Raw genomic sequence first — 25,883 nt, forward strand, 5'->3', positions numbered from 1 at the left:
TGCTGAATATCGAATAAGGTTTGCCAGATGCTGATTATCCCCGCTATCGATCTCAAGGACGGCGCCTGTGTACGTCTGCGCCAGGGCCGCATGGAAGATTCCACGGTGTTCTCCGATGACCCGGTGAGCATGGCCGCCAAATGGGTGGAGGGTGGCTGCCGTCGTCTGCACCTGGTGGACTTGAACGGTGCCTTCGAAGGCCAGCCGGTCAATGGCGAGGTGGTCACCGCGATCGCCAAGCGCTACCCGAACCTGCCAATCCAGATCGGCGGCGGTATCCGTTCCCTGGAGACCATCGAGCACTACGTGAAAGCGGGCGTGAGCTACGTGATCATCGGCACCAAGGCCGTGAAAGACCCAGCCTTCGTCGCCGAAGCCTGCCGCGCATTCCCGGGCAAGGTGATCGTCGGCCTGGATGCGAAAGACGGTTTTGTCGCCACCGACGGCTGGGCTGAAATCAGCACCGTACAGGTGATCGACCTGGCCAAGCAGTTCGAAGCCGACGGCGTGTCCGCCATCGTTTATACCGATATCGCCAAAGACGGCATGATGCAGGGTTGCAACGTGCCGTTCACCGCTGCTCTGGCGGCGGCGACCAAAATTCCAGTGATCGCCTCCGGCGGCATTCACAACCTGGGCGACATCAAGTCGCTGCTGGACGCCAAGGCCCCCGGCATTATCGGCGCCATCACTGGCCGTGCGATTTACGAAGGCACCCTGGACGTCGCCGAAGCCCAGGCTTACTGCGATGCCTACAACGGCTGAGGACTGACCATGGCGCTGGCCAAACGCATCATCCCTTGCCTGGACGTCGACAACGGTCGCGTGGTCAAGGGCGTCAAGTTCGAGAACATCCGCGATGCCGGCGACCCGGTGGAAATCGCCCGTCGCTACGATGAGCAAGGTGCCGACGAGATTACCTTTCTCGACATTACCGCCAGCGTCGATGGCCGCGATACCACCTTGCATACCGTCGAGCGCATGGCCAGCCAGGTGTTTATCCCGCTGACCGTGGGCGGTGGCGTGCGCACCGTGCAAGACATCCGCAACCTGCTCAATGCTGGCGCGGACAAGGTCTCGATCAACACCGCCGCCGTGTTCAATCCCGAGTTCGTCGGCGAAGCCGCGCAGCATTTCGGCTCGCAATGCATCGTGGTCGCCATCGACGCCAAGAAGGTGTCCGGCCCGGGCGAAACCCCGCGTTGGGAGATCTTCACCCATGGCGGTCGCAAGCCGACCGGGTTGGACGCGGTGGAGTGGGCGATGAAGATGGAAGGCCTGGGCGCTGGTGAGATCCTGCTGACCAGCATGGACCAGGACGGTATGAAAAATGGCTTCGACCTGGGCGTCACCCGCGCCATCAGCGATGCCCTGGGCATCCCGGTAATCGCCTCCGGTGGTGTCGGCAACCTGCAGCACCTGGCCGATGGCGTGATCGAAGGCCACGCCAGCGCCGTGCTGGCGGCGAGTATTTTCCACTTTGGCGAATACACCGTACCCGAGGCCAAGGCCTATATGGCAGCACGCGGTATCGTCGTACGCTAAACGCTGCTGGACACCATGGCAGGCTCGCGGCACTCTCTGCGCTTGCCATGGATTTCGGTAGCCTTCATGTTCAAACACCTGCTGCTCGCCCTCGCCAGTTTCTCCATGCTCATGGTGGCTACGGCACACGCCGAAGAATCGTCTGACACCTCCCTGGTGCTGCTGACGGAAAATTTCCCGCCCTACAACATGGCGAAAAACGGCAAGAACTTCGCCCAGGACGAGAACATCGAAGGCATCGCCGTAGACATCGTGCGCGAAACCTTCAAGCGTGCCGGCATTTCCTACAACCTAACCCTGCGTTTTCCATGGGAGCGAATCTACAAACTCGCCCTGGAAAAACCCGGTTACGGCGTGTTTGTGATGGCGCGGTTGCCAGACCGTGAAGCCTTGTTCAAATGGGTGGGCCCCATCGGCCCGGATGATTGGGTGCTATTGGCCAAGGCCGACAGCAAGATCCAGCTGGAAAACCTTGAGCAGGCGCGCCGTTACAAGATCGGCGCCTACAAAGGCGATGCCATCGCCGAAAGCCTGGACAAGCAGGGGCTCAAGCCGATTGTTGCCTTGCGTGACCAGGACAATGCGCAAAAGCTCATGGAGGGCCAAATCGACCTGTGGGCCACTGGCGATCCTGCAGGACGTTACCTGGCGCGGCAGGTGGGGGTTAACGGGCTCAACACCGTATTGCGCTTCAACAGCGCGCAGCTTTACCTGGCGTTGAACAAGGACGTGCCGGATGAGCTGGTGGCCAAGCTTCAGGCCGCGATGGACCAGTTGCGTGAAGAAGGCCGTATCGACCAGATCATGGCCAGCTACCTGTAGGAGCGAGCTTGCTCGCGAAGGACGTCAACGCTGACGCGGGTATCCGGGGTGTACGCGGCGGTCTCAAGTTTTTCGCGAGCAAGCTCGCTCCTACAGGGGGGCGTCAGCGGTAAATGCCGTTTTTGCCGTGGGCACTCATGGCCTGGTTACTGCGCACACTGATCATCAACTTGATATCGATCCACTCCACGCCCTGGGCCTTGAGCTTGGGCAATTCGCGCTCCAGCACCGCCAGGGTTTGTGGGTAAGGGTGCCCGATCATCACCGCCGAACCCTGCTTATGCGCCAGCTTGATTGCGGTTTGCAGTTGGGTGGTAATCGCTGCTTCGGTGCGTTCGTCATCGAGGAACACATCCCGCGAAACATGCGCCAGGCCAATCTTCTGCGCCTCGGCGGCGGCGACGGTCTGCGCGCTGGTGCGGCTGTCTACGAAGAACTTGTGACGTCGCTGCAGCTCGGCCATCAACCACGCCATCGCCTGCGGCTGCGCGGTCATGCGGCTGCCCATATGGTTGTTGATCCCGGCGGTGTAGGGCACGGCTTCAAACGCCGCGTCCAGGCGCTTGCCGAGTTCTTCCACCGGCAGTTCGGGGTGCCAGGCGAAGGGGCCGGTGGCCGGGTCCATGGGCATGTGCAGGATCACGATCTTGCCGGCCTTGTGGGCCTCGCGGGCGAATTCGGCGGCGTGGGGCGTGTCCGGCATGATCGCGGTGGTTACCGGCCCAGGCAGGGCCAGCACACGACGATCCCGGGGCAGGTTTTGCCCGAGGTCGTCGATGATGAGGGTCAGGTAGGCTTTGTGTGGCTCGCTGGCCGAGGTCGCTTGAGCGACCCCGACCAGGCTGCACAGCACAGCGATGATCAGGAAAAAACGCATGATCAACGGCTGCGGGTGATGCTCAGGCCCTTGAGCAGGCTCAGCGCCTGGGCCAACTGATAGTCATCGTCCTGCGGCATCGGCTTGGCTTTGGCGCCGCTGCCGGTGGGCTGGTCGGCGCCGCCGTTGCCATTGCCCAGGTGACCTTGCAGGTCGGCCTCTTTGTAGTACTCGCTGTCGATCTCGTTGGTGATCTTGGCCTTGCGCACTTCGATGTCCGGCACGATGCCCTGGGCCTGGATCGAACGGCCGTTCGGCGTGTAGTACAGCGCCGTGGTGATCTTCAGCGCCCGTTCATTGTTGAGCGGCAACACGGTTTGCACCGAGCCCTTGCCGAAGGTGGTGGTGCCCATCAAGACGCCGCGCTTCTGGTCCTGCAAGGCGCCGGCAACGATTTCCGAGGCCGAGGCGCTGCCGCCGTTGATCAGTACTGCCAGCGGCACGTTCTCGCTCAGGTCGTTGCCGGTGGCCGAGAAGCGCAGTTCGGAGTTGGCGATTCGACCCTTGGTGTAGACAATCAGGCCCTTGGTAATGAAGTGGTCGACCACTTCCACCGCCGATTGCAACACGCCGCCTGGGTTGTTACGCAGGTCGAGCACGATGCCGTTGAGTTTCTTGCCGTTGTCCTTGCGCAGCTTGGCCAGGGCCTTGGCCACTTCGTCACCGGTCTTGACCTGGAACTGGGTGATGCGGATATAGCCGTAGCCAGACTCCAGCAACTGGCTCTTGACGCTCTTGACCGTGATGGTCGCACGGGCCAGGGTCACGTCAAACGGGTTGCCGCCGTCGCGTACCAGGGTCAGGGTGATTTTCTGGCCGAGCTTGCCGCGCATCTTGTCGACGGCCTCGGTCATGCTCTGGCCGCGGGTCGGCTGGCCGTTGATCTTAACGATCAGGTCGCCGGCCTGGATGCCGGCCTTGGACGCCGGTGTGTCGTCGATGGGCGAGACCACTTTGATCTGGCCGTCCTCGGAGCCCACTTCGATGCCCAGGCCGCCGAACTCACCGCTGGTGCTTTCCTGCAACTCGGCAAAATCTTCAGGGCCCAGGTAGGCAGAGTGCGGGTCGAGGTTGCTGAGCATGCCCTTGATAGCATTTTCCAGCAGGGCCTTGTCGTCTACGGGTTCGACATAGGCTGCCTTGATCCGGTCCATGACCTCGGCAAAGGTGCGCAGCTCGTCCAGCGGCAACGGTGCCTTGGTGGTCGCGGCCATGGCAGCGGGCGCAGCCGGTGCGGCCTGGTCGGCAAAAGCCAGAGGCGCGCCGATCACCAGGGCGATCGTCAGGGCCAGCGAAGTGAGGCGGGACAAATGCAGCATGTCGAACGAACTCCTAATGTAGATGCGACCCTATCCTTGGGATCTGCACCATTGTGCAGGATCGCTCGGGCGACCCTGCTGACGAATAGCGAAGTACAGCGCCGGGGTGTCCTGGCCGCCACTGGTACCGACAGTGGAGATGGATTCACCGGCTTTTACAACATCACCTGCCGACTTGAGTAATGTCTGATTGTGGCCGTAAAGGCTCAAATAGCCATTGCCGTGGTCGAGAATCACCAGCAAGCCGGCGCCCCGCAGCCAATCGGCAAACACCACGCGCCCACCGTGGACGGCATGGACCTGGCTGCCGGCCGAGGCGCTGATCATCACCCCATCCCACTTGGCACGGGTGTCATCGCCACGGGTTTCACCGAAGCGTGCCAGTAGTCGACCATCAACTGGCCATGGAAGTTTGCCCCGGGCAGATGCAAAAGGGCCGCCGAAGGACTCGCCGCTGCTGGAGACCAGCGGGCCAGGGGCTGCGCGTGCCGGTTTGCGCGGTGCTGGCGCGTCGCTGCTGGCGGCCAGTTCGGCCTCACGCTGGCGCTTTTTTTCCGCTTCCTGCTGGGCGATCAGCGCTTTTTGCCGCGCCTCTTCGGCCTCGCGGGCCTGGCGGGCCAGGGTTTCTTCGATGGTCTTGAGCACTTTGGCCAGGTCGGCCTGGTCCTGCTCGCGGGCCTGCAGCTTGGCGTCGCGGGCTTTCACGTCGTTGTTGAGCTTGGCCAGGGCTTGCTGGCGTTCCTTGCGTACCTTGTCCAACTGGTCGCGCTGGGTATCCAGGGCGCTTTTCTGGTCGAGCAGTTGTGACTGCTGGTCGGCAATTTCCTGTTCGACATTGGCCAACTGGCGCAGGGTCTCGTTGAAACCCTTCAATTGCGCCAGGCGCGCCTGGCTTAGGTAATCGTAATACGTGAGGGTGCGGGCGAATTTTTCCGGGTTCTGCTGGTTGAGCAACAGCTTGAGGTATTCCTGGCGGCCGCTCTGGTACGCGGCACGGGCCTGGATCGCGATCAGGCGTTGCTGTTCAACGCGTGCACTCTGGAGTTTTTTTTTCTCAGCGTCGAGTCGCTCCAGTTCCGACTCGCTCTTCTTTAATTCTTTTTGCAGCTCCTGGACCTGCTTCTCGAGCTTGCCCATTTCGGTTTCCGTGCCGCGCAGGTCTTTCTGCACGCCGGATTTTTCTTCCTGGAGCTTGCCCAGCAGCTTTTTCAGCTCGGCAATGTCCTGACGCGTAGCGTCCAGTTGTTGTTGGGTTTGTGCGCGCTCATCGGCAAAGGCCGGTTGGAGCAGGCAGACAAGAGCGAGGGTTATCAAGGCGCGAAGCATAGAGGCGGGCGACACCAGGGAAAGGGACGGCCTAGTATGCCCGCCAAGCGCTGCAAAAAAAACGCCCAATTGGGGCTCAAAGACAAGATAGGCGCCGAGCGGCGATGGTATGGCAAAAAGACATCTATCAAACACCACAAAACCAATGTGGGAGGGGGCTTGCTCCCGATTGCGGTGGGTCAGCTACCTATGAGCTGACTGATACACCGCTATCGGGAGCAAGCCCCCTCCCACATTTAGATCAGACCAGGATTGAGGTCCCGGTCATCTCCTTCGGCTTCTCCAGCCCCATCAGCATCAGCATGGTCGGCGCCACATCTGCCAGCACGCCACCTTCACGCACTTTCAGGTCACGTTTGCCGACATAGATGAACGGCACCGGCTCGGTCGTGTGGGCGGTATGCGCCTGGCCGGTGGATTCGTCGGACATCTGCTCGCAGTTGCCATGGTCGGCGGTAATCAACGCTTCGCCGCCGACTTTTTCCAGGGCGTCGACAATGCGGCCGACGCACAGGTCCAGGCATTCCACGGCCTTGACCGCCGCTTCCAGGTTGCCGCTATGGCCAACCATGTCGCCGTTGGCGTAGTTGACCACGATCACGTCATAACGCTGGTTATCAATGGCGTCGACGATCTTGTCGGTGACTTCCGGCGCGCTCATTTCCGGCTGCAGGTCGTAGGTGGCGACTTTTGGCGACGGGATCAGGATGCGCTCTTCGCCCGGGAACGGTTCTTCGCGGCCACCGGAGAAGAAAAAGGTCACGTGGGCGTATTTCTCGGTCTCGGCGATGCGCAGCTGGGTCTTACCGTTCTTCGCCAGGTAGTCGCCCAGCACGTTTTCCAGGCTGCCCGGGGCGAAAGCCGAAGGGGCCGGGATGTTGGCGGCGTATTGGGTGAGCATGACGAACTCGACTTTCGGCTGGCGCGCGCGCTCGAAGTCCTTGAAACCTTCATCGACAAACACATGGCTCAACTCGCGGGCACGGTCGGCACGGAAGTTCATGAACACCACGGCGTCGCCGTCTTCGACCTTCACCGGCTCGCCGATGGTGGTGGCCTTGACGAATTCATCGCTTTCGCCACGGGCGTAGGCCGCTTCCAGGCCTTCCTGGGCGGTGGCGGCATTGAATTCAGCCTGGCCGTCGACGATCAGGTTATAGGCCTGGGACACGCGGTCCCAGCGGTTGTCGCGGTCCATGGCAAAGTAACGGCCTACCAGGCTGGCGATACGGCCCTTGCCGAGGGCGGCGAAGGTGGTGTCTAGCAGTTCGATGGACGATTGCGCGCTTTTGGGCGGGGTGTCGCGGCCATCGAGGAAGGCGTGCAGGTAGATCTTGTCGGCGCCGCGTTTGAAGGCCAGTTCGGCCATGGCCACCAGGTGGTCCTGATGACTATGTACGCCGCCGTCCGACAGCAGACCCATGAAATGCACGGCCTTGCCGGCGGCCACGGCTTTATCGACCGCGGCGCAGATGGTCGGGTTCTCGAAGAACTCGCCATCGCGGATCGCTTTGGTGACACGGGTGAAGTCCTGGTATACCACTCGTCCGGCGCCGAGGTTCATGTGGCCGACTTCCGAGTTGCCCATCTGGCCGTCCGGCAGGCCCACGTCCATGCCGGAACCTGAGATCAAACCGTTGGGGACGGTGGCGGCCAGGCGATCCAGCACCGGCTTGTTGGCCGAGTACACGGCGTTGTCGTGGTGGCTTTCACTGTGTCCGAAGCCATCGAGAATTATCAGGACCAAAGGTTTAGGCGTAGTAGTCATAGATCCTCTCGCGGCGGTAATAAAGGAAGACAATTGAAAAGGGAGTGGCAGTTTAAAGCGAAGTTCCAACCACGTCACCGCTTTACGGGGGTTGGCCGCCCCTGGCGCCTGTGTATACTTACCGCCATTTTAACGCCCTGGAACCTCCTTGATGGTTGATCACCTGATTGCATTTGCCACTGCCCACTACCTGCTCGTGGGTGCCTTCGTCATCCTGCTGGCGCTGCTGATCGCTCATGAACTGAGCCGCGGTGGTCGCAGCCTGAGCACGTCGGAGCTGACCGCGCTGGTCAACAAGGATGAGGCCGTTGTCGTCGATATTCGCCCGGCCAAGGATTATGCCGCCGGTCATATCGTCGGTGCCCTTAACATCCCGCAGGACAAGCTGATCGCACGCTTGGCCGAGCTGGAAAAATACAAGGCCAAGACCATCATCCTGGTCGACGCCCAAGGCCAGCACTCCGGCACCCACGCCCGCGAGATGCTCAAGACCGGCTTTACCGCCGCCAAGCTGTCGGGTGGTATCAGCAGCTGGCGTGGCGATAACCTGCCGCTGGTGAAGTGATATGAGCCAGGTTGTCGTGTATTCCAGCGATTATTGCCCTTATTGCATTCGAGCCAAGCAGTTGCTCCAAAGCAAGCAGGTGGCCTTCGAAGAGATCAAGGTCGATGGCAAGCCCCAGGTGCGCGCCGAAATGGCCCAGAAGGCCGGCCGCACGTCGGTCCCGCAGATCTGGATCGGCGCCACGCACATCGGTGGTTGCGATGACCTGTTCGCCCTGGAGCGCGCCGGTAAACTCGACGCGCTGCTGCTCGTCTGACTTCTAACCCCTTAAAGACCCCAAGATAGAGAAGGATCTGCGATGACTGACCAACAGAACACCGAAGCAGCAGAAACCCAAGGCCCACAGTTTTCGCTGCAGCGCATCTACGTGCGTGACCTGTCGTTCGAAGCGCCGAAAAGCCCGGCCATCTTCCGCCAGGAGTGGACCCCAAGCGTTGCGCTGGACCTGAACACCCGTCAGAAAGCCCTGGAAGGCGACTTCCACGAAGTTGTGCTGACCCTGTCGGTTACCGTCAAGAACGGCGAAGAAGTAGCCTTTATCGCTGAAGTACAACAGGCGGGTATCTTCCTGATCCAGGGCCTGGACGAAGCGTCCATGAGCCACACCCTGGGTGCGTTCTGCCCGAATATCCTGTTCCCGTATGCTCGTGAGACTCTGGACAGCCTGGTCACCCGTGGCTCGTTCCCGGCGCTGATGCTGGCTCCGGTGAACTTCGATGCTTTGTACGCTCAAGAGCTGCAGCGCATGCAACAGGAAGGCGCGCCGACGGTTCAGTAATCTCGAACCTGACGCAGCACTCAATGTGGGAGGGGGCTTGCTCCCGATAGCGGTGGAACAGTCACTTAGATGTCGACTGACACTCCGCCATCGGGGCAAGCCACCTCCCACATTTGTTTTGTGTGTTATTTGAAACCGAGCTGGCGCCAGCCTTCGTAGACGGCGACGGCCACGGTGTTGGACAGGTTCAGGCTGCGGCAGCCCTCGCGCATCGGCAAGCGCAGGCGGTGGCCGTCGGGCAGGGCGTCGAGCACGTCGGCCGGCAGGCCACGGCTTTCCGGGCCGAACAGGAAGGCATCGCCTTCGGCAAAGCTGGCATCATGAAACGGCCGTGAGCCCTTGGTGGTGAACGCAAACAGCCGTGGATGGCCCAGGCTTTCCAGGCAGCTGGCCAGGTCGGCATGGCGCTTGAGGGTGGCGTACTCGTGGTAGTCCAGCCCGGCGCGGCGCAGGCGCTTGTCGTCCATGTCGAACCCCAACGGCTCGATCAAATGCAGGTGGCAGCCACTGTTGGCGCACAGCCTGATAACGTTGCCGGTATTCGGCGGAATTTCTGGTTGAAAAAGGATGACGTGAAACATGCACGGCTCCGAAGGCAAAGATGCGCTGCATTCTACCCCTGAAGAAGACCCGAGGCCGAAGCTATTGCCGAGGGTTTTGGGGTCGTTGGCGATTGTCGGGTTAATGATCGGCTTGATGATTGGGCGCCTGACCACGCCGGACCCGGTCGAACTGCTGGAGGTACTGCCTGCGGTCGACGGTGTGGTGGTGTGGTTCAACAGTGAACCCAAGCTGCATGGCGAGCATATCGACGGCACTGTCGCGCTGTTGTTCGACGCGCTGGGCAAGCCTGCCAGTGGGCAACTGAAGGTTAATGACAAGGATGTTAACTGGCGTGTGCGCAAGACCGATGGTGGTTTGCTGCTGAACCTGGTGGCGGCGCGACCGTTGCGCGGGGAGTGGAAGGGCCAGGAGGTCGACGACCGCTGGCGGTTGGAGATCCATCTCCAAGAGCAATAAAAGAGGGAGTTCCCGGCCTGCCTGTACCAGGGCTCCCAAAACGGGTGAAGCCAAGGGCTTCGGTGTTAAAGAGGGGATTCTCGGCCTGCCTGTACCAAGGTCCCCGAAACTGGGTTGTACGAGGGGTATTGCAGGGCGCGTGCCAAAACTTGCAGTTGATGCCAGAAAAAGTTGCCGGGAATTGCAAAGCCCCGGAATACGGGGCTTTGGTGGTTAAGGCGCCTAAAAACTTCTCAGTAAAGGCGATCCTTCAGGTTTCCGATCCGTGCCCAATGCCGGTTCATGGTGCATTGAAGCGGTGCACAGTCGTGGAATTGCAGAGCTCCAAATGTGGGAGGGGGCTTGCTCCCGATAGCGCTGGGTCAGACACCGATGTGGTGACTGAACTACTGCTATCGGGAGCAAGCCCCCTCCCACATTAGACTTTCAGTGGATCTGGGAGGTGTGATCAGGCCTCATCACCCTCATCGTCATCCCCGCCGTCGACCTTCATCCCCAGCTCCTTGATCTTGCGCGTCAGGGTATTGCGCCCCCAACCCAGCAGCACTGCCGCATCGCGACGGCGGCCGGCAGTGTGCTTCAACGCGGTCTCGATCATGATCCGCTCGAATGCCGGCACGGCGCTGTCCAGCAGGTTCGACTGGCCGCGGGCCAGGGCCTGGTCGGCCCATTGGCGCAAGGCCTGTTCCCAGTTGGTCACCGGGGCCGAATCCTGGGGCAGGCTCAGCAGCTCAGGCGGCAGGTCGCTGATATGCACTTCGCGCCCGGACGCCATCACGGTAATCCAGCGGCAGGTGTTTTCCAGTTGGCGCACATTGCCGGGCCACGGCAGGTTCTTGAGGTATTCCTCGGTCTCGCTTTTCAGCAGCTTCGGCTCTACGGCCAGCTCCAGGGCGGCGCGGCTGAGGAAGTGGCGGGCGAGGGTGGGAATGTCTTCGCGGCGGTCCGACATGCGTGGGATATGGATACGGATCACATTGAGGCGATGGAACAAGTCCTCACGGAATTTGCCCGCGTGTACCAGGGTTTCCAGGTTCTGGTGGGTGGCCGCAATGATGCGCACATCGACCTTGACCGGCGTATGCCCGCCGACGCGATAGAACTCACCGTCTGCCAATACCCGCAGCAAGCGGGTTTGGGTATCGGCCGGCATATCGCCGATTTCATCGAGGAACAGCGTACCGCCGTCGGCCTGTTCAAAACGCCCACGCCGCAGGTTGGCGGCGCCGGTGAACGCACCTTTCTCATGACCGAACAGCTCTGACTCCATCAAGTCCTTCGGAATCGCCGCCATGTTCAGCGCGATAAACGGCGAGGCCGCCCGTGGGCTGTGGCGGTGCAGAGCATGAGCCACCAGCTCTTTGCCGGTACCTGACTCGCCGTTGATCAGCACGGTGATGTTGGAGTGGCTCAAGCGCCCGATGGCGCGAAAAACCTCCTGCATCGCCGGCGCTTCACCGATGATTTCCGGGGTGCGGGTCAGGGTGGGCGGGGCCTCCTGGTTCTGTTGTTCCTGGGCGTGCTGGTTGGCACGCTTGACCAGCGCTACGGCCTCATCCACGTCGAATGGCTTGGGCAGGTACTCAAAGGCGCCGCCCTGGTAGGACGCGACAGCGCTGTCCAGGTCCGAGTGAGCAGTCATGATGATCACTGGCAGGCGCGGGTGCTGCTCGCGGATGCGTGCGAGCAAGTCCAGGCCGCTGGCGCCGGGCATGCGGATGTCGGAGATGATCACGTCGGGCTGCTGGCGCGCCAGGCGGCTCATCACGCCGTCGGCGCTGTCGAAGCTCTGGGTGGTCATGCCTTCCTGTTGCAAGGCTTTCTCCAGGACCCAGCGGATAGAACGGTCGTCATCGACGATCCAGACAGTTTCACTACGGCTCATGTCGTGGGGGCTCCTTGTTCCAATGGCAGGAAGATCGAGAACGTGGTGTGGCCGGGATGGCTTTCACATTCGATCAGGCCCTGGTGCTGGCTGATGATGTTCTGGGTAATGGCCAGGCCCAGCCCGGTACCGTCCGGGCGGCCGCTGACCATGGGAAAGAAGATGGTTTCCTGCAATTCGGCCGGAATGCCCGGGCCGTTGTCGATGATCTCGACCTTGGTCACCAGGCGATGGCGCACATGGCCGATGGTGAATTGGCGCAGGGCGCGGGTGCGCAGGCTGATACGGCCCAGGCGCAGCTCGTTCTGGCTGCTGATGGCTTGCATGGCGTTGCGCACGATATTGAGCACCGCCTGGATCATCTGCTCGCGGTCGATCAATACGTCGGGAATGCTTGGGTCGTAGTCGCGTACCAGGGTGATGCAGCCTTGGCTCTCGGCCTCGACCAACTGGCTCACGCGCTCCAGCACCTCGTGCACGTTGGTCAACGCCAGGGACGGCAGCTTGTTGGAGCCGAGCATGCGGTCCACCAGGTTGCGCAGGCGGTCGGCCTCTTCGATTATGACGTTGGTGTAGTCCTTGAGGTGCTCCTCCGGCAGCTCGCGGGCCAGCAACTGCGCGGCGCCGCGAATGCCGCCCAGGGGGTTCTTGATCTCATGGGCCAGGCCACGCACCAGCATCTTGCTGGTCTCCTGCTTGGACAGTTGCGCCTCTTCCTTGGTGATGCGCAGCAATCGGTCGCGGGGATGTACTTCGAGCAGCAGCAGGGTGGCGCCGTTGCTCAGGATCGGGGTTACGGCGTAATCGACGGTCAGCGTCTGGCCGGTGAGAGCAGTGAGCATTGCTTCGCGCTTGGTGAACGGGTGCGCCTGCTCCACCGCCTGGCGCAACGAGCTCAAGGCCTCGGCCGACTCGGTAAACAACTCGCTGATGAACTGCCCATGGCTGCGCTGGCCGCTGATGGCCAGGAGCATCTCCGCCGCCGGGTTCATGTACTCAAGGCGCAGGTCGGCATTGAGCAGAATGGTCGCGGTGGTCAGGTTGTCGAGTAACAAACGGTGCAGTGCATCGCTGATGGTCATCGGGACCTCTTTTGGAGCAAGGCGCGGGCTTGAGGCACACGCTGATACGAGGAAAATGCAAAAACCAAACCAAGGCTCCGAAAAGAAGCGTTAAAGCCCTGAAATAGGCGTTTGTGGCGCGAAACTGTGGCGTTCTGCCAGCTCGTACGGGAAGTTTCGAACCAAAATGGGCTGGGCAGGTGGGAAGGGTGCAACCTATTGCACCAATATAGTGCGGTTTTGTGAAGGTTGTTCAGGAAGCTGCCAGAGATGGCCCTGAATGCATACAGCCCAAATGTGGGAGGGGGCTTGCTCCCGATAACGGTGGGTCAGTCAAACCAATGTCGACTGAAACACCGCTATCGGGAGCAAGCCCCCTCCCACATTTTTACCGGGTTTGCAGTCATTAACCTTTGTAGATGCAGAGTTCTGCAGTGGCGCGAATCATCGCCAGTTGGCGCAGCGGATCATTCAGCGGTTCGTGCACGGCCTCGGCCAGCCACTGCGGGCACTGCGGGTCAGTGCGCTGCGGGGTGAAAGCGGCCAACTGCTCAAGCAGGCGCTTTTGCAGTTCATCCAGCTGCGGGCGAATCTGCTTGATCAGGTCCGGGCGCGGATCATCGGGGGCCTTGCCCTGGAACTGCCAGTCGGACAGGTGGGTGTATTGCACCAGTTTGTTGGCTTCGATCTGCGCCGAGAAAAACTGCTCGGCGGCGGCAGGGTCAAGCTTGTAGCTCGGGGCTTGGGCGACGACGCTGGCGATCACTTCCTGCTCGCGTTTTTTGTCTTCGACGGGCTTGTGGCTGTCCCATTTGCTCAAGGCCACCTGATCGGCAATCTCCAGGCGTTCGGCGATGCTGTTGAGCAGTGGCTCCAAGGTAGGTGGGGCGGCGTAAACACCGGCGCTGACGAACAGCAGGGCGAACACGAATTTATGTTTCAACGCAGATCTCCTTGTGGGAGGGGGCTTGCTCCCGATGGCGGTGTGTCAGCAACACACATATTGCCTGACTCTCTGCCGTCGGGAGCAAGCCCCCTCCCACCTTTTTGATTGAGTTTGCAGATTTGAAGCTGCATAACTCCCAGGCAAAAAAAGACCTCCCGGAGGAGGTCTTTTTCATCACGCCACGTTAAGCAGCGCTACCGGATCAGCAGCTGTAGTACAGCTCGTATTCCAGTGGGTGTACGAAGGTGCGAACCTTGATTTCTTCTTCGCTTTTCAGCTCGATGTAAGCATCGATGAAGTCGTCGCTGAATACGCCGCCCTTGGTCAGGAACGCACGGCCCTTGTCCAGCTCTTCCAGGGCTTCTTTCAGGCTGCCGCACACTTGTGGGATCTCTTTGGCCTCTTCAGGCGGCAGGTCGTACAAGTTCTTGTCGGCAGCATCGCCTGGGTGGATCTTGTTCTGGATACCGTCCAGGCCGGCCATGACCAGTGCAGCGAAGGCCAGGTATGGGTTGGCCGCTGGATCCGGGAAGCGGGCTTCGATACGGCGAGCGCGAGGGCTGGACACGTAAGGAATACGGATCGAGGCGGAACGGTTGCGAGCCGAGTAGGCCAGCATCACCGGCGCTTCGAAACCTGGCACCAGACGCTTGTAGGAGTTGGTCGACGGGTTGGTGAAGCCGTTCAGGGCCTTACCGTGCTTGATGATACCGCCGATGAAGTACAGGGCGGTGTCGGACAGGCCGGCATAACCTTCGCCAGCGAAGGTGTTCTTGCCTTCTTTGGCGATGGACAAGTGAACGTGCATACCCGAACCGTTATCGCCGTACAGCGGCTTAGGCATGAAGGTCGCGGTACGGCCGTAGGCATCAGCCACGTTGTGTACGCAGTACTTCAGGGTTTGTACTTCGTCAGCCTTGGCGACCAGGGTGTTGAACTTCACACCGATTTCGTTTTGGCCGGCAGTGGCCACTTCGTGGTGGTGAACTTCGATAACCAGGCCCATTTCTTCCATGGCGTTGCACATGGAGGTACGGATTTCGTGGTCGTGGTCGAACGGCGGAACCGGGAAGTAGCCACCCTTGATACCTGGACGGTGACCCTTGTTGCCGCCTTCGATGTCTTGGTCGGACATCCACGAACCTTGCTCGGAGAAGATCTTGAACATGGAACCGGAGATATCGGACTTGAACTTGACCGAATCAAAGATGAAGAACTCTGGCTCAGGACCAACGAATACGGTGTCACCGATACCGGTGGACTTCAGGTATTCCTCGGCACGCTTGGCGATCGCACGTGGGTCGCGGTCGTAGCCTTGCATGGTCGAAGGCTCGATCACGTCGCAGACGATGATCAGGGTTGGGTCTTCGGTGAACGGGTCGAGCACGGCAGTGCTGTCGTCCGGCATCAGGATCATGTCGGAAGCTTCGATGCCTTTCCAGCCAGCAATGGAGGAGCCGTCGAACATTTTGCCTTCTTCGAAGAAAGCATCATCCAGCGCGTCGCGAGCCGGCATGGTCACGTGGTGCTGAGTGCCTTTGGTGTCCGTGAAGCGCAGATCAATCCATTTAACGTCATGATCTTTGATGAGTTGAACCGACTTCGACATGGTGTCCTCCGGGTGGCTTCGGGCTGGGTAGTGGAGTTAGCCCTTAGAATGTGGGTGATGCCGGCGCGGATACTCCGCCATGGCAACCTGCCTCACAAGAGAGCAAATTGCATGCCAGTGCGCCAACATGGCCGTTTTGCTTCAAAATGGCCCCTATAACGGTGCAATCGTTCAAAATGCGATAAATAGCGCACTGCAATGTAGCGTTTATTTGCGCAAATGACCCGTTTTGGTGCATTGCACAAGCGGTGCATATTAACTGGTTAAACCTTGAGCGATTTCCGCTATAATCCGCGCCCCCCTTTTTCAGCAGGCCCGGCGCGCGCTGTTTCCATGAAATTAATCGTTAAAGTCTTCCCCGAGATCACCATCAAGAGCCGACCGGTACGGACGCGTTTCATCCGTCAGTTGGCCAAGAACATCCGTGCCGTGCTCCGTGACCTGGACCCGGCTGTGGTGGTGAACGGCGTGTGGGACAATCTCGAGCTGGAAACCCGTATTACCGACGCCAAAGCCTTGAAAGACATGACCGAGCGCCTGAGCTGCATGCCGGGCATCGCGCATTTCCTGCAGGTGGACGAGTACCCGCTGGGCGACTTCGACGACATCACCGACAAGTGCAAGCAGCACTACGGCAGCTCGCTGGAAGGCAAGATCTTTTCGGTGCGCTGCAAGCGTGCCGGCAAGCACCCGTTCAGCTCCATGGATGTCGAAAAGTACGTCGGCAGCAAGCTGCGTCGCGAGTGCGGCGCCGCAGGAATTTCCCTCAAAGCGCCGCAAATTGAAGTGCGCATGGAAATTCGCGACCAACGGTTGTTTGTGATCCACAGCCAGCACAACAGTATCGGCGGCTACCCGTTGGGTGCCCTGGAACAGACCCTGGTCTTGATGTCCGGCGGCTTCGATTCCACGGTGGCGGCCTACCAGATCATGCGCCGCGGCCTGATGAGCCACTTCTGCTTCTTCAACCTGGGCGGGCGTGCACATGAATTGGGCGTGATGGAAGTCGCGCACTACATCTGGAAGAAGTACGGCAGCTCCCAGCGTGTGCTATTTGTGAGCGTGCCGTTCGAGGAAGTGCTGGGGGAAATTCTCGGCAAAGTCGATAACAGTCATATGGGCGTGGTATTGAAGCGTATGATGTTGCGCGCTGCCTCGCGAATTGCCGATCAACTGCAGATCGACGCGCTGGTGACCGGCGAAGCGATTTCCCAGGTATCCAGCCAGACGCTGCCGAACCTGTCGATTATCGACTGCGTTACCGAGAAGCTGGTGCTGCGCCCGCTGATCGCCAGCCACAAGCAGGACATCATCGACCTGGCAGAACAGATCGGCACCGCCGATTTTGCCAAGCACATGCCTGAGTACTGCGGGGTCATCTCGGTGAACCCCAAGACCCACGCCAAGCGGCATCGCGTGGAGCATGAAGAGAAAGAATTCGACATGGCGATTCTGGAGCGTGCGCTCGAGAACGCCAAGCTGGTGCCAATCGATCGCGTCATCGACGAGTTGGGCCAGGATGTGCAAATCGAAGAAGTCAGTGAGGCCCTGGCCGGCCAGATCGTCATCGACATCCGTCACCCGGATGCCGCTGAAGACGAGCCGCTGGAAATTACTGGCATCGACGTGCAAACGCTGCCGTTCTACGCACTGAACGCGCGTTTCAAGGAACTGGATAACAGCCGTCAGTACCTGCTGTATTGCGACAAAGGCGTGATGAGTCGCCTGCATGCCCACCATTTGCTCAGTGAGGGGCATGCCAATGTGCGCGTTTATCGACCGAGCTAAGAGCCCGGGGCTGTTTGCCTGTGGCCTGCGTCACCGGCCCCCCGACTCTGCCGTCAAGCTGTAACGGCAAGGCCTGACTCTACTGTTAATCGCTGCCACGACCTGTCAGCACACCGAATCCTCTGATCGAGATACACAAGTGATCGAAAATCTACGTAACATCGCCATCATTGCTCACGTTGACCATGGTAAAACCACCCTGGTAGACAAACTCCTGCGTCAATCCGGCACCCTGGAGCGCAACGAGCTCAACGACGAGCGCGTGATGGACTCCAACGACCAGGAAAAAGAGCGCGGTATTACCATCCTGGCAAAAAACACCGCTATCAACTGGAACGGCTACCACATCAACATCGTGGATACCCCGGGCCACGCCGACTTCGGCGGCGAAGTAGAACGCGTAATGTCGATGGTTGACTCCGTTCTGCTGCTGGTTGACGCTCAAGACGGCCCTATGCCGCAAACCCGTTTCGTGACTAAGAAGGCCTTCGAAGCCGGCCTGCGTCCGATCGTATGCATCAACAAGGTTGACCGTCCAGGCGCGCGTCCGGACTGGGTTCTGGACCAGATCTTCGATCTGTTCGACAACCTCGGCGCCACCGAAGAACAGCTCGATTTCCAGGTTATCTACGCCTCGGCCCTGAACGGTATTGCTGGTCTTGACCACAACGACATGGCTGAAGACATGACCCCGCTGTACCAGTCGATCGTCGACAACGTACCGCCGCCGAAAGTTGACCGTGAAGGCCCGTTCCAGATGCAAATCTCGGCACTGGACTACAACAGCTTCCTGGGTGTTATCGGCGTTGGCCGTATCGCTCGTGGCAGCGTCAAGCCGAACACCCCGGTTGTCGCTATCGGTGCCGACGGCAAGAAGCGTAACGGTCGTATCCTGAAGCTGATGGGTCACCACGGCCTGCACCGCATCGACGTTGAAGAAGCTTTCGCCGGCGACATCGTGTGCGTGAGCGGTATGGACTCGCTGTTCATCTCCGACACCCTGTGCCAGCCGGACAACGTCGAGGCGATGAAGCCTCTGACCGTTGACGAGCCAACCGTTTCCATGACCTTCCAGGTAAACGACTCGCCATTCTGCGGTAAAGAAGGCAAGTTCGTGACCTCCCGTAACATCAAGGAGCGTCTGGACAAAGAGCTGCTGTACAACGTTGCACTGCGCGTTGAAGAAGGCGACTCGGCTGACAAGTTCAAAGTATCCGGCCGTGGTGAGCTGCACCTCTCGGTACTGATCGAAACCATGCGTCGCGAAGGCTTCGAAATGGGTGTTGGTCGTCCGGAAGTGATCATCCGTACTGTTGACGGCGTGAAGCAGGAACCGTTCGAAAACGTTACCATCGACACCCCTGAAGAATCCCAGGGCAAGGTCATGGAAGAGATGGGCCTGCGTAAGGGCGATCTGACCAACATGGTGCCGGATGGCAAGGGCCGTGTACGTCTGGAATACAACATCCCTGCTCGCGGTCTGATCGGTTTCCGTAACCAGTTCCTGACCCTGACCAACGGTGCTGGCATCCTGACCTCGATCTTCGATCGTTACGACACCATGAAGTCCGGCGACATGTCCGGCCGTCAGAACGGTGTGCTGGTATCGGTAGAAACCGGCAAGGCGCTGACCTACTCCCTGGAAACCCTCCAGGCGCGTGGCAAGCTGTTCGTTGAGCACGGTCAAGAGATCTACAACGGCCAGATCGTTGGTCTGAACAGCCGTGACAACGACATGGGCGTCAACCCAACCAAAGGCAAGAAGCTCGACAACATGCGTGCTTCGGGCAAAGATGAAACCATCGCTCTGGTTCCACCTGTCCGCTTCACTCTGGAACAGGCCCTGGAATTCATCCAGGATGACGAGCTGTGCGAAGTCACGCCTAAGTCGATCCGCCTGCGTAAGAAGATCCTGGACGAAGGCGAGCGTACCCGCGCTGCCAAGAAAGCCAAGAACTGAGTTAACTCAGGCTGAATGAAAAACGCCCCCGGTCGAAAGACCGGGGGCGTTTTTTTATGCCTGCTGGTTTTATGGCGCCTGTACCGGCCTCATCGGGAGCAAGCCCCCTCCCACACTTGAATGTGTTCACAAATCAAAATGTGGGAGGGGGCTTGCTCCCGATGAGGCCCTTCAAAACACTACAAATCTTGGATCAGAACTTATCGAGGGTTTTGAAATTGGTCTCGCGCACCACTTCTTTCGGCTTATACGCGCAGTACCCCGGCCGCGGCCCGATTTTCGGGTGGTTGCGGCAAGTATCCGGGCGTTTGTCATAAATAGTGCAGAAGCGCGTCTTACGATCCAGGTACAGGCAGTCGTTGTTGCTCATGCGCTGCAGGGTAAAAATCTCGGATTTGTTGTTGTAGCGCTCGACGATGCCTTCTTTCTGCAAGCGCTTGGCGATGTTCTTCGGCGGGTCGCCGCGCTCGAACTCATCGACGATGCCAATGCGGATCAGGTCCTTGATCTTCACCTCCACCGGCAGGGTGCAGCAGCTGGATACGCAGCCGCCGCACATGTGGGCGGAATATTTCTGCCACGTTTCGAGGCGGTCGAGTTCCGCGGCGGCGATCAGTTGAGGCTTCATCAGGGTTCCAAGGTGGGGCGGTGTCCGGGCGCGCGATCATACCGGGATTGATGATTTTTTGAACAATATTTTCAGGTTTTTCATCTTCGGTGGCGTTCGGGCACGACCCCTGCATCTAATCCCTTTAACAGTGAATGAGTTAAAAAACTGACGAACCAGAGCCGGCGCCGTGTGTCAGAGCGTCTAGGCTCTAGCAACTCCTTCTATCTCGCCCGAGGTCGCAACTGATGTCTCAGGAACCACTTGCACGAGAAGCAGAGGTAGCCGCATTCCGCGATGCTGTCTTGACCAAACTCACCTACGCGGTGGGCAAGGACCCGGATCACGCCTTCGACCACGACTGGTTCGAAGCCATTGCCCTGGCCGCTCGCGACCAGATGGTCGATCACTGGATGGACCATACGCGGCGTATTTATCGCAAAGGCCAGAAGCGCGTTTACTACCTGTCCCTGGAATTCCTCATCGGCCGCTTGCTCTACGACAGCCTGAGCAACCTAGGCGTGCTGGAAATCGCCCGCGAAGCCTTGTCCGAACTGGGCGTCGACCTGGAACGCATTCGCCTGCTGGAGCCCGACGCGGCCCTCGGCAACGGTGGCCTGGGGCGCCTGGCCGCCTGCTTCATGGAAAGCATGTCGACCCTGGGCATTGCCGGCCACGGTTATGGCATCCGTTATGAGCACGGTCTGTTCCGCCAGGCCATCGTCGACGGCTGGCAGCAGGAACAAACCGAGCGCTGGCTGGATTTTGGCAACCCGTGGGAGTTTGAGCGCGCCGAGGTGATTTACCCGATCGGCTTTGGCGGCAGTGTCGAAACTATTGCGGACGCCTCCGGCAAGATGATCCAGGTGTGGTCGCCCAACGAGACCGTACGCGCAGTAGCCTATGACACACCGGTAGTCGGCTGGCGCGGCGCCAGCGTCAACACCCTGCGCCTGTGGCGTGCACGGGCCGTGGAAGACTTGCATCTGGAGCGCTTCAATGCCGGTGACCACTTGGGCGCCGTCGCCGAAGTGGCCCGCGCCGAAAGCATCTCCCGCGTGCTGTACCCGGCCGACAGCACCGAAGCCGGGCAGGAATTGCGCCTGCGCCAGGAATATTTCTTCGTTTCCGCTTCACTGCAGGATCTGCTGCGCCGCCACAAGAACATGCACGGCTCGGTGCTGAGCCTGGGCGAACACGCCGCCATCCAGCTCAACGATACCCACCCGTCCATCGCCGTGGCCGAATTGATGCGCCAGCTGGTCGACCTGCATGATATTCCGTGGGAAGCCGCGTGGGACGTCACCGTCGAAACGCTTTCCTACACCAACCACACCTTGCTACCCGAAGCACTGGAAACCTGGCCTGTAGGTTTGATGGAGCGCATGTTGCCCCGGCACATGCAGATCATCTACCTGATCAATGCCCAGCACATCGACTCGCTACGCGCCAAGGGCATCCACGACTTCGACGTACTGCGCGCCGTATCACTGATCGAAGAAGACAACGGCCGCCGCGTGCGCATGGGCAACCTGGCGTTCCTCGGCTCCCATAGCGTCAACGGCGTGTCCGGCTTGCATACCCAGCTGATGCGCAGCACGGTGTTCTCCGAACTGCACAAGCTTTACCCCGAACGGATCAACAACAAGACCAACGGCATCACCTTCCGCCGCTGGCTCTACCAGGCCAACCCCAAGTTGACCGAGATGCTGGTGCAGGCCCTGGGCCCGGACATTCTCGATAGCATGGAAACCCGCCTGACGGAGTTGGAAACCTTCGCCGAGAAACAGACCTTCCGCAAATCCTTCGCCGAACAGCGCTTGCACAGCAAGCGTGCACTGGCCGAGATCATCCATGAGCGCCTGGGCATCGCGGTCAACCCGGCGGCGATGTTCGACGTGCAGGTCAAGCGCATTCATGAATACAAGCGCCAACTGCTCAACCTGCTGCACACCGTGGCCCTGTACCAGGCGATTCGTGCCGAACCCGAGGTCGACTGGGTGCCAAGGGTGAAAATCTTCGCCGGCAAGGCTGCGGCCAGCTACCACCAGGCCAAGCTGATCATCAAGCTGACCAACGACATCGCCCGCACCGTCAACAACGACCCGACCGTGCGCGGTTTGCTCAAGGTGGTGTTCCTGCCCAACTACAACGTCAGCCTGGCGGAAAGCATCATCCCGGCGGCGGACTTGTCGGAGCAGATCTCCACGGCCGGTTTCGAGGCGTCAGGCACCAGCAACATGAAGTTCGGCCTCAATGGTGCGCTTACCATTGGCACCATGGACGGCGCCAATGTGGAGATGCACGAGCGTGTCGGCGCCGAGCACATGTTTATCTTCGGCCTCAGTGCCCAGCAGGTGGAAGCGCGCAAGCACGCCGGAGAATTCAACGCCGGGCCGGACATCGCCGTGTCCCATCGTTTGAGCGACGTGCTGCAAGCGATCCGCGGCGGGGTGTTCTCGCCGGATGATCCCGGGCGTTATGTCGGCCTGATCGACGGGCTGATCGACTACGACCGCTTCCTGGTGTGTGCCGACTTCGACTCCTACTGGGATGCCCAGGCACGGGTCGAGGCGCATTGGCATGATTCCAAGGAATGGTGGCGTTCGGCGGTGCTGAATACGGCAAGGATGGGCTGGTTCTCTTCGGACCGTACCATCCGCGAATACGCCACCGAGATCTGGAAAGCCCTCGACTGAACACCGCAACACAAAATGTGGGAGGGGGCTTGCCCTAATGCCCGTCAGTTAAGCGCAGGTCCCCTGTGGGAGGGGGCTTGCTCCCGATAGCGGTGGGTCAGCCAACATCAATGTTTGCTGGGCTGACGTCTTCGCGGGCAAGCCCCCTCCCACATTGCTTCTGCGTCGATATACTGGCCTTCGGTTCGCTCAGGGAATATCGACCATGCAATGGATTTTCATGCTGATTGGCCTGGTACTCGGCTGGGTGCTCGATGAGTCGTTCAGCGATGCGGGTATCGGTGCATTGTTTGGGTTGGGCATCGGCCAGGCGCTTCGCTTGTCGCAGTTGTCGGCCCAGGCGCAGCAGCAGGCCAGTCAGTTGGAAACCACGCAGAAGGCGCTGATAGCCTTGGGCGAGCGCCTGCGGCAGCTGGAAGTGCCCACGCCGACCAGCAACGTTGCAGCGCAAACCCCTTTACCTGAGCCGGCACCTGTCGCCAAACCGTCCGAACTGGTTTGGGAGCTGCCTGCTGAATTGACGCCTGTGGCCATGATTGCCGAGCCGAGCCGGCCGCTACCGGATGACGCCTGGGCGCCCAATGCCACGCCCCGCCCACCTGAACCACTACGCAGCCCCAACCTGATCGAACGCGCCATTACCGCTGCACGCAATTGGTTGTTCGGCGGCAACACCGTGCTGCGTGTCGGTTTGGTGCTGTTGTTCCTTGGCCTGGCGTTCCTGTTGCGCTACGCCACGGAAGGCATGGTGGTGCCGATCCAGCTGCGGTACGCCGGGGTAGCGGCGGCTGCCATCGGCCTGCTGGGCCTGGGTTGGTGGTTGCGGCGGCGTAACCGCAATTACGGCCTGATGCTGCAAGGCGCCGGGATTGCAGTACTTTACCTGACGGTATTCGCCGCGATGCGCTTGCACCCGTTGATCGACCCGGGCACGGCGTTTGGCCTGTTGGTGGTCGTCACCGTGTTTTCCGCGATTCTGGCGCTCACCCAAGATGCGCTGGGCCTGGCCTGCGCGGCCGCGCTGGGCGGTTTTGCTGCGCCGCTGCTGGCGTCTACCGGTGCCGGCAGCCATGTGACGTTGTTCAGCTACTTCGCCCTGCTCAATGCCGGCATCCTTGCCATCGCCTGGTTCAAGGCTTGGCGCCCACTCAACCTGATCGGCTTTGTCGGCACTTTCGGTATCGGCTTCGCCTGGGGTGTGCGTGCCTATACGCCGGACATGTTGTGGAGCACTGAGCCGTTCCTGATTGTATTTTTCCTGATGTACCTGGCCGTAGGCTTGTTGTTTGCCCGGCGCAAATTGCACGAGATGGCCGATGCGCCCGAGGATGACAGCCGTGGCGCATGGCTGCGTTGGTCGGCGGCCAAAGGCGATTATGTCGACGGCAGCCTGCTGTTCGGTCCGCCGTTGGTGGGCTTTGGGTTGCAGTTCGCATTGGTACAGCACCTGGAATTTGCCGCAGCGTTCAGTGCCTTGGCGCTGGGCATTCTTTACATGGCCCTGGCGCGCTGGCTGAGTGGCGGGCGTACCTTGTTGCTGGCGCAAACCTGCCTGGCCCTTGGGGTGATTTTCGCCAGCCTGGCGATTCCCCTGGGGCTCGATGCGCGTTGGACCACGGCGGCCTGGGCAGTGGAGGGTGCCGGAATCTTCTGGCTCGGCTTGCGCCAACAGCGACTATTGGCGCGGGGATTTGCCTTGTTGCTGCAGCTGGGCTCGGCATTGGCGTTTTTCAGCGAGTTGCGCCCCGGTACAGACACGCTGCTGGAGGGACCTGCACTGAGTGCGCTGTTGCTAGGCGCAGCGTTGCTGTTCACGTTCTATCAGGTCCACAAAGCCGCGCCTGAGCACGCCCGCGCCTGGGAACGTAAAGGCGCGCCGTGGCTTGCGGCGCTCGGCCTGGGCTGTGGATATCTGCTGGCGCCGTTGCTGTGGTCGACCCAGGGCAGCGTCATCGGCTGGTCGTTCGCCGGCCTGGTGACGGCGTGGGCAGGCCGGCGGCTCGGTTCGCAGGCTTGGGTGCGTTGTGCCGTGGCCGTGCAACTGCTCGGCGGCATCAGCTTTGCGCTCGACCCGGGCAGTCATTTCTACACTCCGATGATCATCGCCCTGGCCGCAATGGCCAGTGCCTGGAGTTTGCGGCAGCAGCAATCGACCCGCGGCTCCAAACTGCTGCTGGGCTGGGGCGTGGTGTGGTGGGGGCTGGCCGTGCTCGGCGAAGTGTGGCGCTCAGCCCCGACGGATTGGCACGCAACCTGGTTATATGCGGCAGCGGCGCTGAGCACGGGGATGTGGTGCTGGCTGGCGCTACGCCTGCGTTGGGTGGCGCTCGGGGTGGTGTGCACCTTGCTGATGCCGGTTGTCGGTATGGTGCTGCTCGGCACATGGAATGAGTACCACCACCCGGCGGCCAACCTCGCCGGGATGGCGTGGGCGGCGGTTTTCGCGCTGCACTTCGTTTCGCTGCGCCGCCTGGCGTCGCTGGTGCCGCAGCGAGCGCTGAGTGTTGCCCATGTGCTCGGCTGTTGGATGTTGATCGGCGTGCTGACGCTGGAGCTGCGCTACGGCCTGATGCTGCTGTCGAGCGAATACAGCGCCTGGCGCTGGCTGGGTTGGGCGCTCCTGCCGAGCCTGTATCTGGTGCTGGCGGCTGCGCCACGTGCCTGGCCGTGGCCGGTGTCGGCCTGCCCGCATGAGTACCGTGTGGTGGCCGCGCTGCCCCTGGCCGTGCTGATGCTGGGTTGGTTCTGGCTGGCAAATATATTCAGCGACGGCACGGCCAGGCCGCTGCCCTACGTGCCGCTGATCAGCCCGCTGGACCTGGGCCTGCTGTTTGCGTTGCTCGGGGTGTACCTGTGGTCGCACAGCGTGGCGGCGCAACGTGGTCTGCAAGTGACATTGATCGCCCAGGCGGTGGTGGGTGCCTCGTTGTTTGCTTTCTTTACCGCGCTGGTGATGCGCACCGCCCACCATTGGGGCGCTGTGCCATTTCAATTGGAGGCGCTGCTGGAGTCGATGCGGGTTCAGGCGGGCTTGTCGATTGTCTGGACCCTGATTGCCCTGAGCCTGATGATCGGTGGTCACCTGCGCCATCGTCGCGAAGTATGGCTGGTCGGTGCGGTGCTGATTGCGGTGGTGGTGGCCAAGCTGTTCTTTGTCGAGTTGAGTAACCGCGGCGGCCTGGCACGGATCGTGTCGTTCATCGGCGTGGGTGGGTTGTTGCTGGTGGTGGGGTATTTCGCACCGCTGCCGCCCAAGCGGGCCGAGCCTGCGGGCGAGCCGTGAACTCTATTGGAGTTAAATCCTCTGA

At 60.6% G+C, this 25,883-nt stretch carries 21 protein-coding genes; 11 read left to right on the forward strand and 10 right to left on the reverse strand.

Annotation, left to right across the window (positions count from 1 at the left end; all coding sequences use genetic code 11):
• The first annotated feature begins 27 nt into the window (after nucleotides 1-27).
• The 3 genes from hisA (at nucleotide 28) to QYQ93_RS02560 (ending at nucleotide 2,367) form a co-directional block, all read left to right on the forward strand.
• Nucleotides 28-765, forward strand: a complete 738-nt coding sequence (hisA, locus tag QYQ93_RS02550) for a 1-(5-phosphoribosyl)-5-[(5-phosphoribosylamino)methylideneamino]imidazole-4-carboxamide isomerase (protein WP_003187784.1) — start codon at nucleotides 28-30, stop codon at nucleotides 763-765.
• A 9-nt stretch (nucleotides 766-774) separates the two neighbouring features.
• Nucleotides 775-1,545, forward strand: coding sequence for an imidazole glycerol phosphate synthase subunit HisF (gene hisF / locus QYQ93_RS02555; protein WP_003171107.1), 771 nt, complete (start codon nucleotides 775-777; stop codon nucleotides 1,543-1,545).
• 66 nt (nucleotides 1,546-1,611) lie between these two features.
• Entirely contained in the window at nucleotides 1,612-2,367 is a 756-nt protein-coding gene (locus tag QYQ93_RS02560; protein WP_043047296.1) for a substrate-binding periplasmic protein, read from the forward strand.
• Nucleotides 2,368-2,470: 103 nt separating this feature from the next.
• On the opposite strand, the gene QYQ93_RS02565 is transcribed toward QYQ93_RS02560, so the two are convergent.
• From QYQ93_RS02565 to gpmI, 4 genes are all read right to left on the reverse strand, one after another.
• Nucleotides 2,471-3,244: a divergent polysaccharide deacetylase family protein gene (locus QYQ93_RS02565; RefSeq protein WP_338476260.1), complete on the reverse strand. Its 774-nt coding sequence runs from the start codon at nucleotides 3,242-3,244 to the stop codon at nucleotides 2,471-2,473.
• A gap of 2 nt (nucleotides 3,245-3,246) precedes the next feature.
• A complete protein-coding gene (locus QYQ93_RS02570; protein ID WP_043047294.1) occupies nucleotides 3,247-4,563 on the reverse strand; it encodes a S41 family peptidase in 1,317 nt (438 codons plus the stop codon).
• A gap of 30 nt (nucleotides 4,564-4,593) precedes the next feature.
• Nucleotides 4,594-5,889 carry a murein hydrolase activator EnvC family protein gene (locus QYQ93_RS02575; RefSeq protein WP_046070507.1) on the reverse strand — a complete coding sequence of 432 codons (1,296 nt, stop codon included), beginning with the start codon at nucleotides 5,887-5,889 and terminating at the stop codon, nucleotides 4,594-4,596.
• Nucleotides 5,890-6,130: 241 nt separating this feature from the next.
• The gene (gene gpmI / locus QYQ93_RS02580; protein ID WP_338476262.1) at nucleotides 6,131-7,657 is read right to left on the reverse strand and encodes a 2,3-bisphosphoglycerate-independent phosphoglycerate mutase; all 1,527 of its coding nucleotides are present in this window, start codon (nucleotides 7,655-7,657) and stop codon (nucleotides 6,131-6,133) included.
• A gap of 151 nt (nucleotides 7,658-7,808) precedes the next feature.
• Between gpmI and QYQ93_RS02585 the strand changes: the two genes are divergently transcribed.
• Genes QYQ93_RS02585 through secB form a run of 3 tightly spaced genes read left to right on the forward strand, consistent with a single transcriptional unit; the run spans nucleotide 7,809 to nucleotide 9,000 of the window.
• The gene (locus QYQ93_RS02585; protein WP_003187796.1) at nucleotides 7,809-8,222 is read left to right on the forward strand and encodes a rhodanese-like domain-containing protein; all 414 of its coding nucleotides are present in this window, start codon (nucleotides 7,809-7,811) and stop codon (nucleotides 8,220-8,222) included.
• A 1-nt stretch (nucleotide 8,223) separates the two neighbouring features.
• The gene (grxC, locus tag QYQ93_RS02590) at nucleotides 8,224-8,478 is read left to right on the forward strand and encodes a glutaredoxin 3 (RefSeq protein WP_338476263.1); all 255 of its coding nucleotides are present in this window, start codon (nucleotides 8,224-8,226) and stop codon (nucleotides 8,476-8,478) included.
• A gap of 42 nt (nucleotides 8,479-8,520) precedes the next feature.
• Entirely contained in the window at nucleotides 8,521-9,000 is a 480-nt protein-coding gene (secB, locus tag QYQ93_RS02595; RefSeq protein ID WP_043047290.1) for a protein-export chaperone SecB, read from the forward strand.
• A 125-nt stretch (nucleotides 9,001-9,125) separates the two neighbouring features.
• Here secB and QYQ93_RS02600 read toward each other — a convergent pair whose 3' ends face one another.
• Entirely contained in the window at nucleotides 9,126-9,581 is a 456-nt protein-coding gene (locus tag QYQ93_RS02600; RefSeq protein ID WP_034095446.1) for a tRNA (cytidine(34)-2'-O)-methyltransferase, read from the reverse strand.
• Between QYQ93_RS02600 and QYQ93_RS02605 the strand changes: the two genes are divergently transcribed.
• Entirely contained in the window at nucleotides 9,580-10,020 is a 441-nt protein-coding gene (locus QYQ93_RS02605) for a hypothetical protein (RefSeq protein ID WP_043047288.1), read from the forward strand. The two genes, QYQ93_RS02600 and QYQ93_RS02605, sit on opposite strands and share 2 nt — an antisense overlap.
• Nucleotides 10,021-10,468: 448 nt before the next feature.
• Here QYQ93_RS02605 and ntrC read toward each other — a convergent pair whose 3' ends face one another.
• The 4 genes from ntrC to glnA all read right to left on the reverse strand — a co-directional run bounded on the left by ntrC (nucleotide 10,469) and on the right by glnA (nucleotide 15,521).
• On the reverse strand, nucleotides 10,469-11,905 hold the full coding sequence (gene ntrC / locus QYQ93_RS02610; protein ID WP_003187806.1) for a nitrogen regulation protein NR(I): 1,437 nt from the start codon (nucleotides 11,903-11,905) through the stop codon (nucleotides 10,469-10,471).
• Nucleotides 11,902-12,987, reverse strand: a complete 1,086-nt coding sequence (glnL, locus tag QYQ93_RS02615) for a nitrogen regulation protein NR(II) (RefSeq protein ID WP_043047287.1) — start codon at nucleotides 12,985-12,987, stop codon at nucleotides 11,902-11,904. Before glnL ends, ntrC begins: the two co-directional genes overlap by 4 nt.
• A gap of 385 nt (nucleotides 12,988-13,372) precedes the next feature.
• A complete protein-coding gene (locus tag QYQ93_RS02620; RefSeq protein ID WP_338476264.1) occupies nucleotides 13,373-13,909 on the reverse strand; it encodes a chorismate mutase in 537 nt (178 codons plus the stop codon).
• A gap of 205 nt (nucleotides 13,910-14,114) precedes the next feature.
• Complete coding sequence (gene glnA, locus QYQ93_RS02625; protein ID WP_034117297.1) at nucleotides 14,115-15,521, reverse strand: glutamate--ammonia ligase; 1,407 nt, start codon at nucleotides 15,519-15,521, stop codon at nucleotides 14,115-14,117.
• Nucleotides 15,522-15,854: 333 nt separating this feature from the next.
• On the opposite strand from glnA, the gene thiI reads away from it, so the two are divergent.
• Together thiI and typA are read left to right on the forward strand one after the other, a co-directional pair.
• Nucleotides 15,855-17,309, forward strand: a complete 1,455-nt coding sequence (gene thiI, locus QYQ93_RS02630) for a tRNA uracil 4-sulfurtransferase ThiI (RefSeq protein ID WP_043047285.1) — start codon at nucleotides 15,855-15,857, stop codon at nucleotides 17,307-17,309.
• A 139-nt stretch (nucleotides 17,310-17,448) separates the two neighbouring features.
• Complete coding sequence (gene typA, locus QYQ93_RS02635; RefSeq protein WP_043047284.1) at nucleotides 17,449-19,269, forward strand: translational GTPase TypA; 1,821 nt, start codon at nucleotides 17,449-17,451, stop codon at nucleotides 19,267-19,269.
• A 193-nt stretch (nucleotides 19,270-19,462) separates the two neighbouring features.
• Here typA and QYQ93_RS02640 read toward each other — a convergent pair whose 3' ends face one another.
• Entirely contained in the window at nucleotides 19,463-19,897 is a 435-nt protein-coding gene (locus QYQ93_RS02640) for a YkgJ family cysteine cluster protein (RefSeq protein WP_003187815.1), read from the reverse strand.
• Nucleotides 19,898-20,124: 227 nt separating this feature from the next.
• Between QYQ93_RS02640 and QYQ93_RS02645 the strand changes: the two genes are divergently transcribed.
• Both QYQ93_RS02645 and QYQ93_RS02650 read left to right on the forward strand, forming a co-directional pair.
• Nucleotides 20,125-22,575, forward strand: coding sequence for a glycogen/starch/alpha-glucan phosphorylase (locus QYQ93_RS02645; RefSeq protein WP_338476266.1), 2,451 nt, complete (start codon nucleotides 20,125-20,127; stop codon nucleotides 22,573-22,575).
• 205 nt (nucleotides 22,576-22,780) lie between these two features.
• On the forward strand, nucleotides 22,781-25,858 hold the full coding sequence (locus QYQ93_RS02650) for a DUF2339 domain-containing protein (RefSeq protein ID WP_338476268.1): 3,078 nt from the start codon (nucleotides 22,781-22,783) through the stop codon (nucleotides 25,856-25,858).
• Nucleotides 25,859-25,883 lie beyond the last annotated feature (25 nt).

The organism is Pseudomonas khavaziana (assembly GCF_036704165.1).
In the GTDB taxonomy this organism is placed as follows: Bacteria; Pseudomonadota; Gammaproteobacteria; order Pseudomonadales; family Pseudomonadaceae; genus Aquipseudomonas; species Aquipseudomonas khavaziana.

What these genes read in the sequence shown, in the direction of transcription:
- glnA (WP_034117297.1), bottom strand. Translation starts at nt 15,521, where the DNA reads ATGTCGAAGTCGGTTCAACTCATCAAAGATCATGACGTTAAATGGATT.
- QYQ93_RS02650 (WP_338476268.1), top strand. Translation starts at nt 22,781, where the DNA reads ATGCAATGGATTTTCATGCTGATTGGCCTGGTACTCGGCTGGGTGCTC.
- thiI (WP_043047285.1), top strand. Translation starts at nt 15,855, where the DNA reads ATGAAATTAATCGTTAAAGTCTTCCCCGAGATCACCATCAAGAGCCGA.
- glnL (WP_043047287.1), bottom strand. Translation starts at nt 12,987, where the DNA reads ATGACCATCAGCGATGCACTGCACCGTTTGTTACTCGACAACCTGACC.
- ntrC (WP_003187806.1), bottom strand. Translation starts at nt 11,905, where the DNA reads ATGAGCCGTAGTGAAACTGTCTGGATCGTCGATGACGACCGTTCTATC.
- QYQ93_RS02560 (WP_043047296.1), top strand. Translation starts at nt 1,612, where the DNA reads ATGTTCAAACACCTGCTGCTCGCCCTCGCCAGTTTCTCCATGCTCATG.
- QYQ93_RS02645 (WP_338476266.1), top strand. Translation starts at nt 20,125, where the DNA reads ATGTCTCAGGAACCACTTGCACGAGAAGCAGAGGTAGCCGCATTCCGC.
- QYQ93_RS02570 (WP_043047294.1), bottom strand. Translation starts at nt 4,563, where the DNA reads ATGCTGCATTTGTCCCGCCTCACTTCGCTGGCCCTGACGATCGCCCTG.
- gpmI (WP_338476262.1), bottom strand. Translation starts at nt 7,657, where the DNA reads ATGACTACTACGCCTAAACCTTTGGTCCTGATAATTCTCGATGGCTTC.
- hisF (WP_003171107.1), top strand. Translation starts at nt 775, where the DNA reads ATGGCGCTGGCCAAACGCATCATCCCTTGCCTGGACGTCGACAACGGT.
- QYQ93_RS02585 (WP_003187796.1), top strand. Translation starts at nt 7,809, where the DNA reads ATGGTTGATCACCTGATTGCATTTGCCACTGCCCACTACCTGCTCGTG.
- grxC (WP_338476263.1), top strand. Translation starts at nt 8,224, where the DNA reads ATGAGCCAGGTTGTCGTGTATTCCAGCGATTATTGCCCTTATTGCATT.
- QYQ93_RS02600 (WP_034095446.1), bottom strand. Translation starts at nt 9,581, where the DNA reads ATGTTTCACGTCATCCTTTTTCAACCAGAAATTCCGCCGAATACCGGC.
- QYQ93_RS02565 (WP_338476260.1), bottom strand. Translation starts at nt 3,244, where the DNA reads ATGCGTTTTTTCCTGATCATCGCTGTGCTGTGCAGCCTGGTCGGGGTC.
- hisA (WP_003187784.1), top strand. Translation starts at nt 28, where the DNA reads ATGCTGATTATCCCCGCTATCGATCTCAAGGACGGCGCCTGTGTACGT.
- secB (WP_043047290.1), top strand. Translation starts at nt 8,521, where the DNA reads ATGACTGACCAACAGAACACCGAAGCAGCAGAAACCCAAGGCCCACAG.
- QYQ93_RS02640 (WP_003187815.1), bottom strand. Translation starts at nt 19,897, where the DNA reads ATGAAGCCTCAACTGATCGCCGCCGCGGAACTCGACCGCCTCGAAACG.
- QYQ93_RS02575 (WP_046070507.1), bottom strand. Translation starts at nt 5,889, where the DNA reads ATGCTTCGCGCCTTGATAACCCTCGCTCTTGTCTGCCTGCTCCAACCG.
- QYQ93_RS02605 (WP_043047288.1), top strand. Translation starts at nt 9,580, where the DNA reads ATGCACGGCTCCGAAGGCAAAGATGCGCTGCATTCTACCCCTGAAGAA.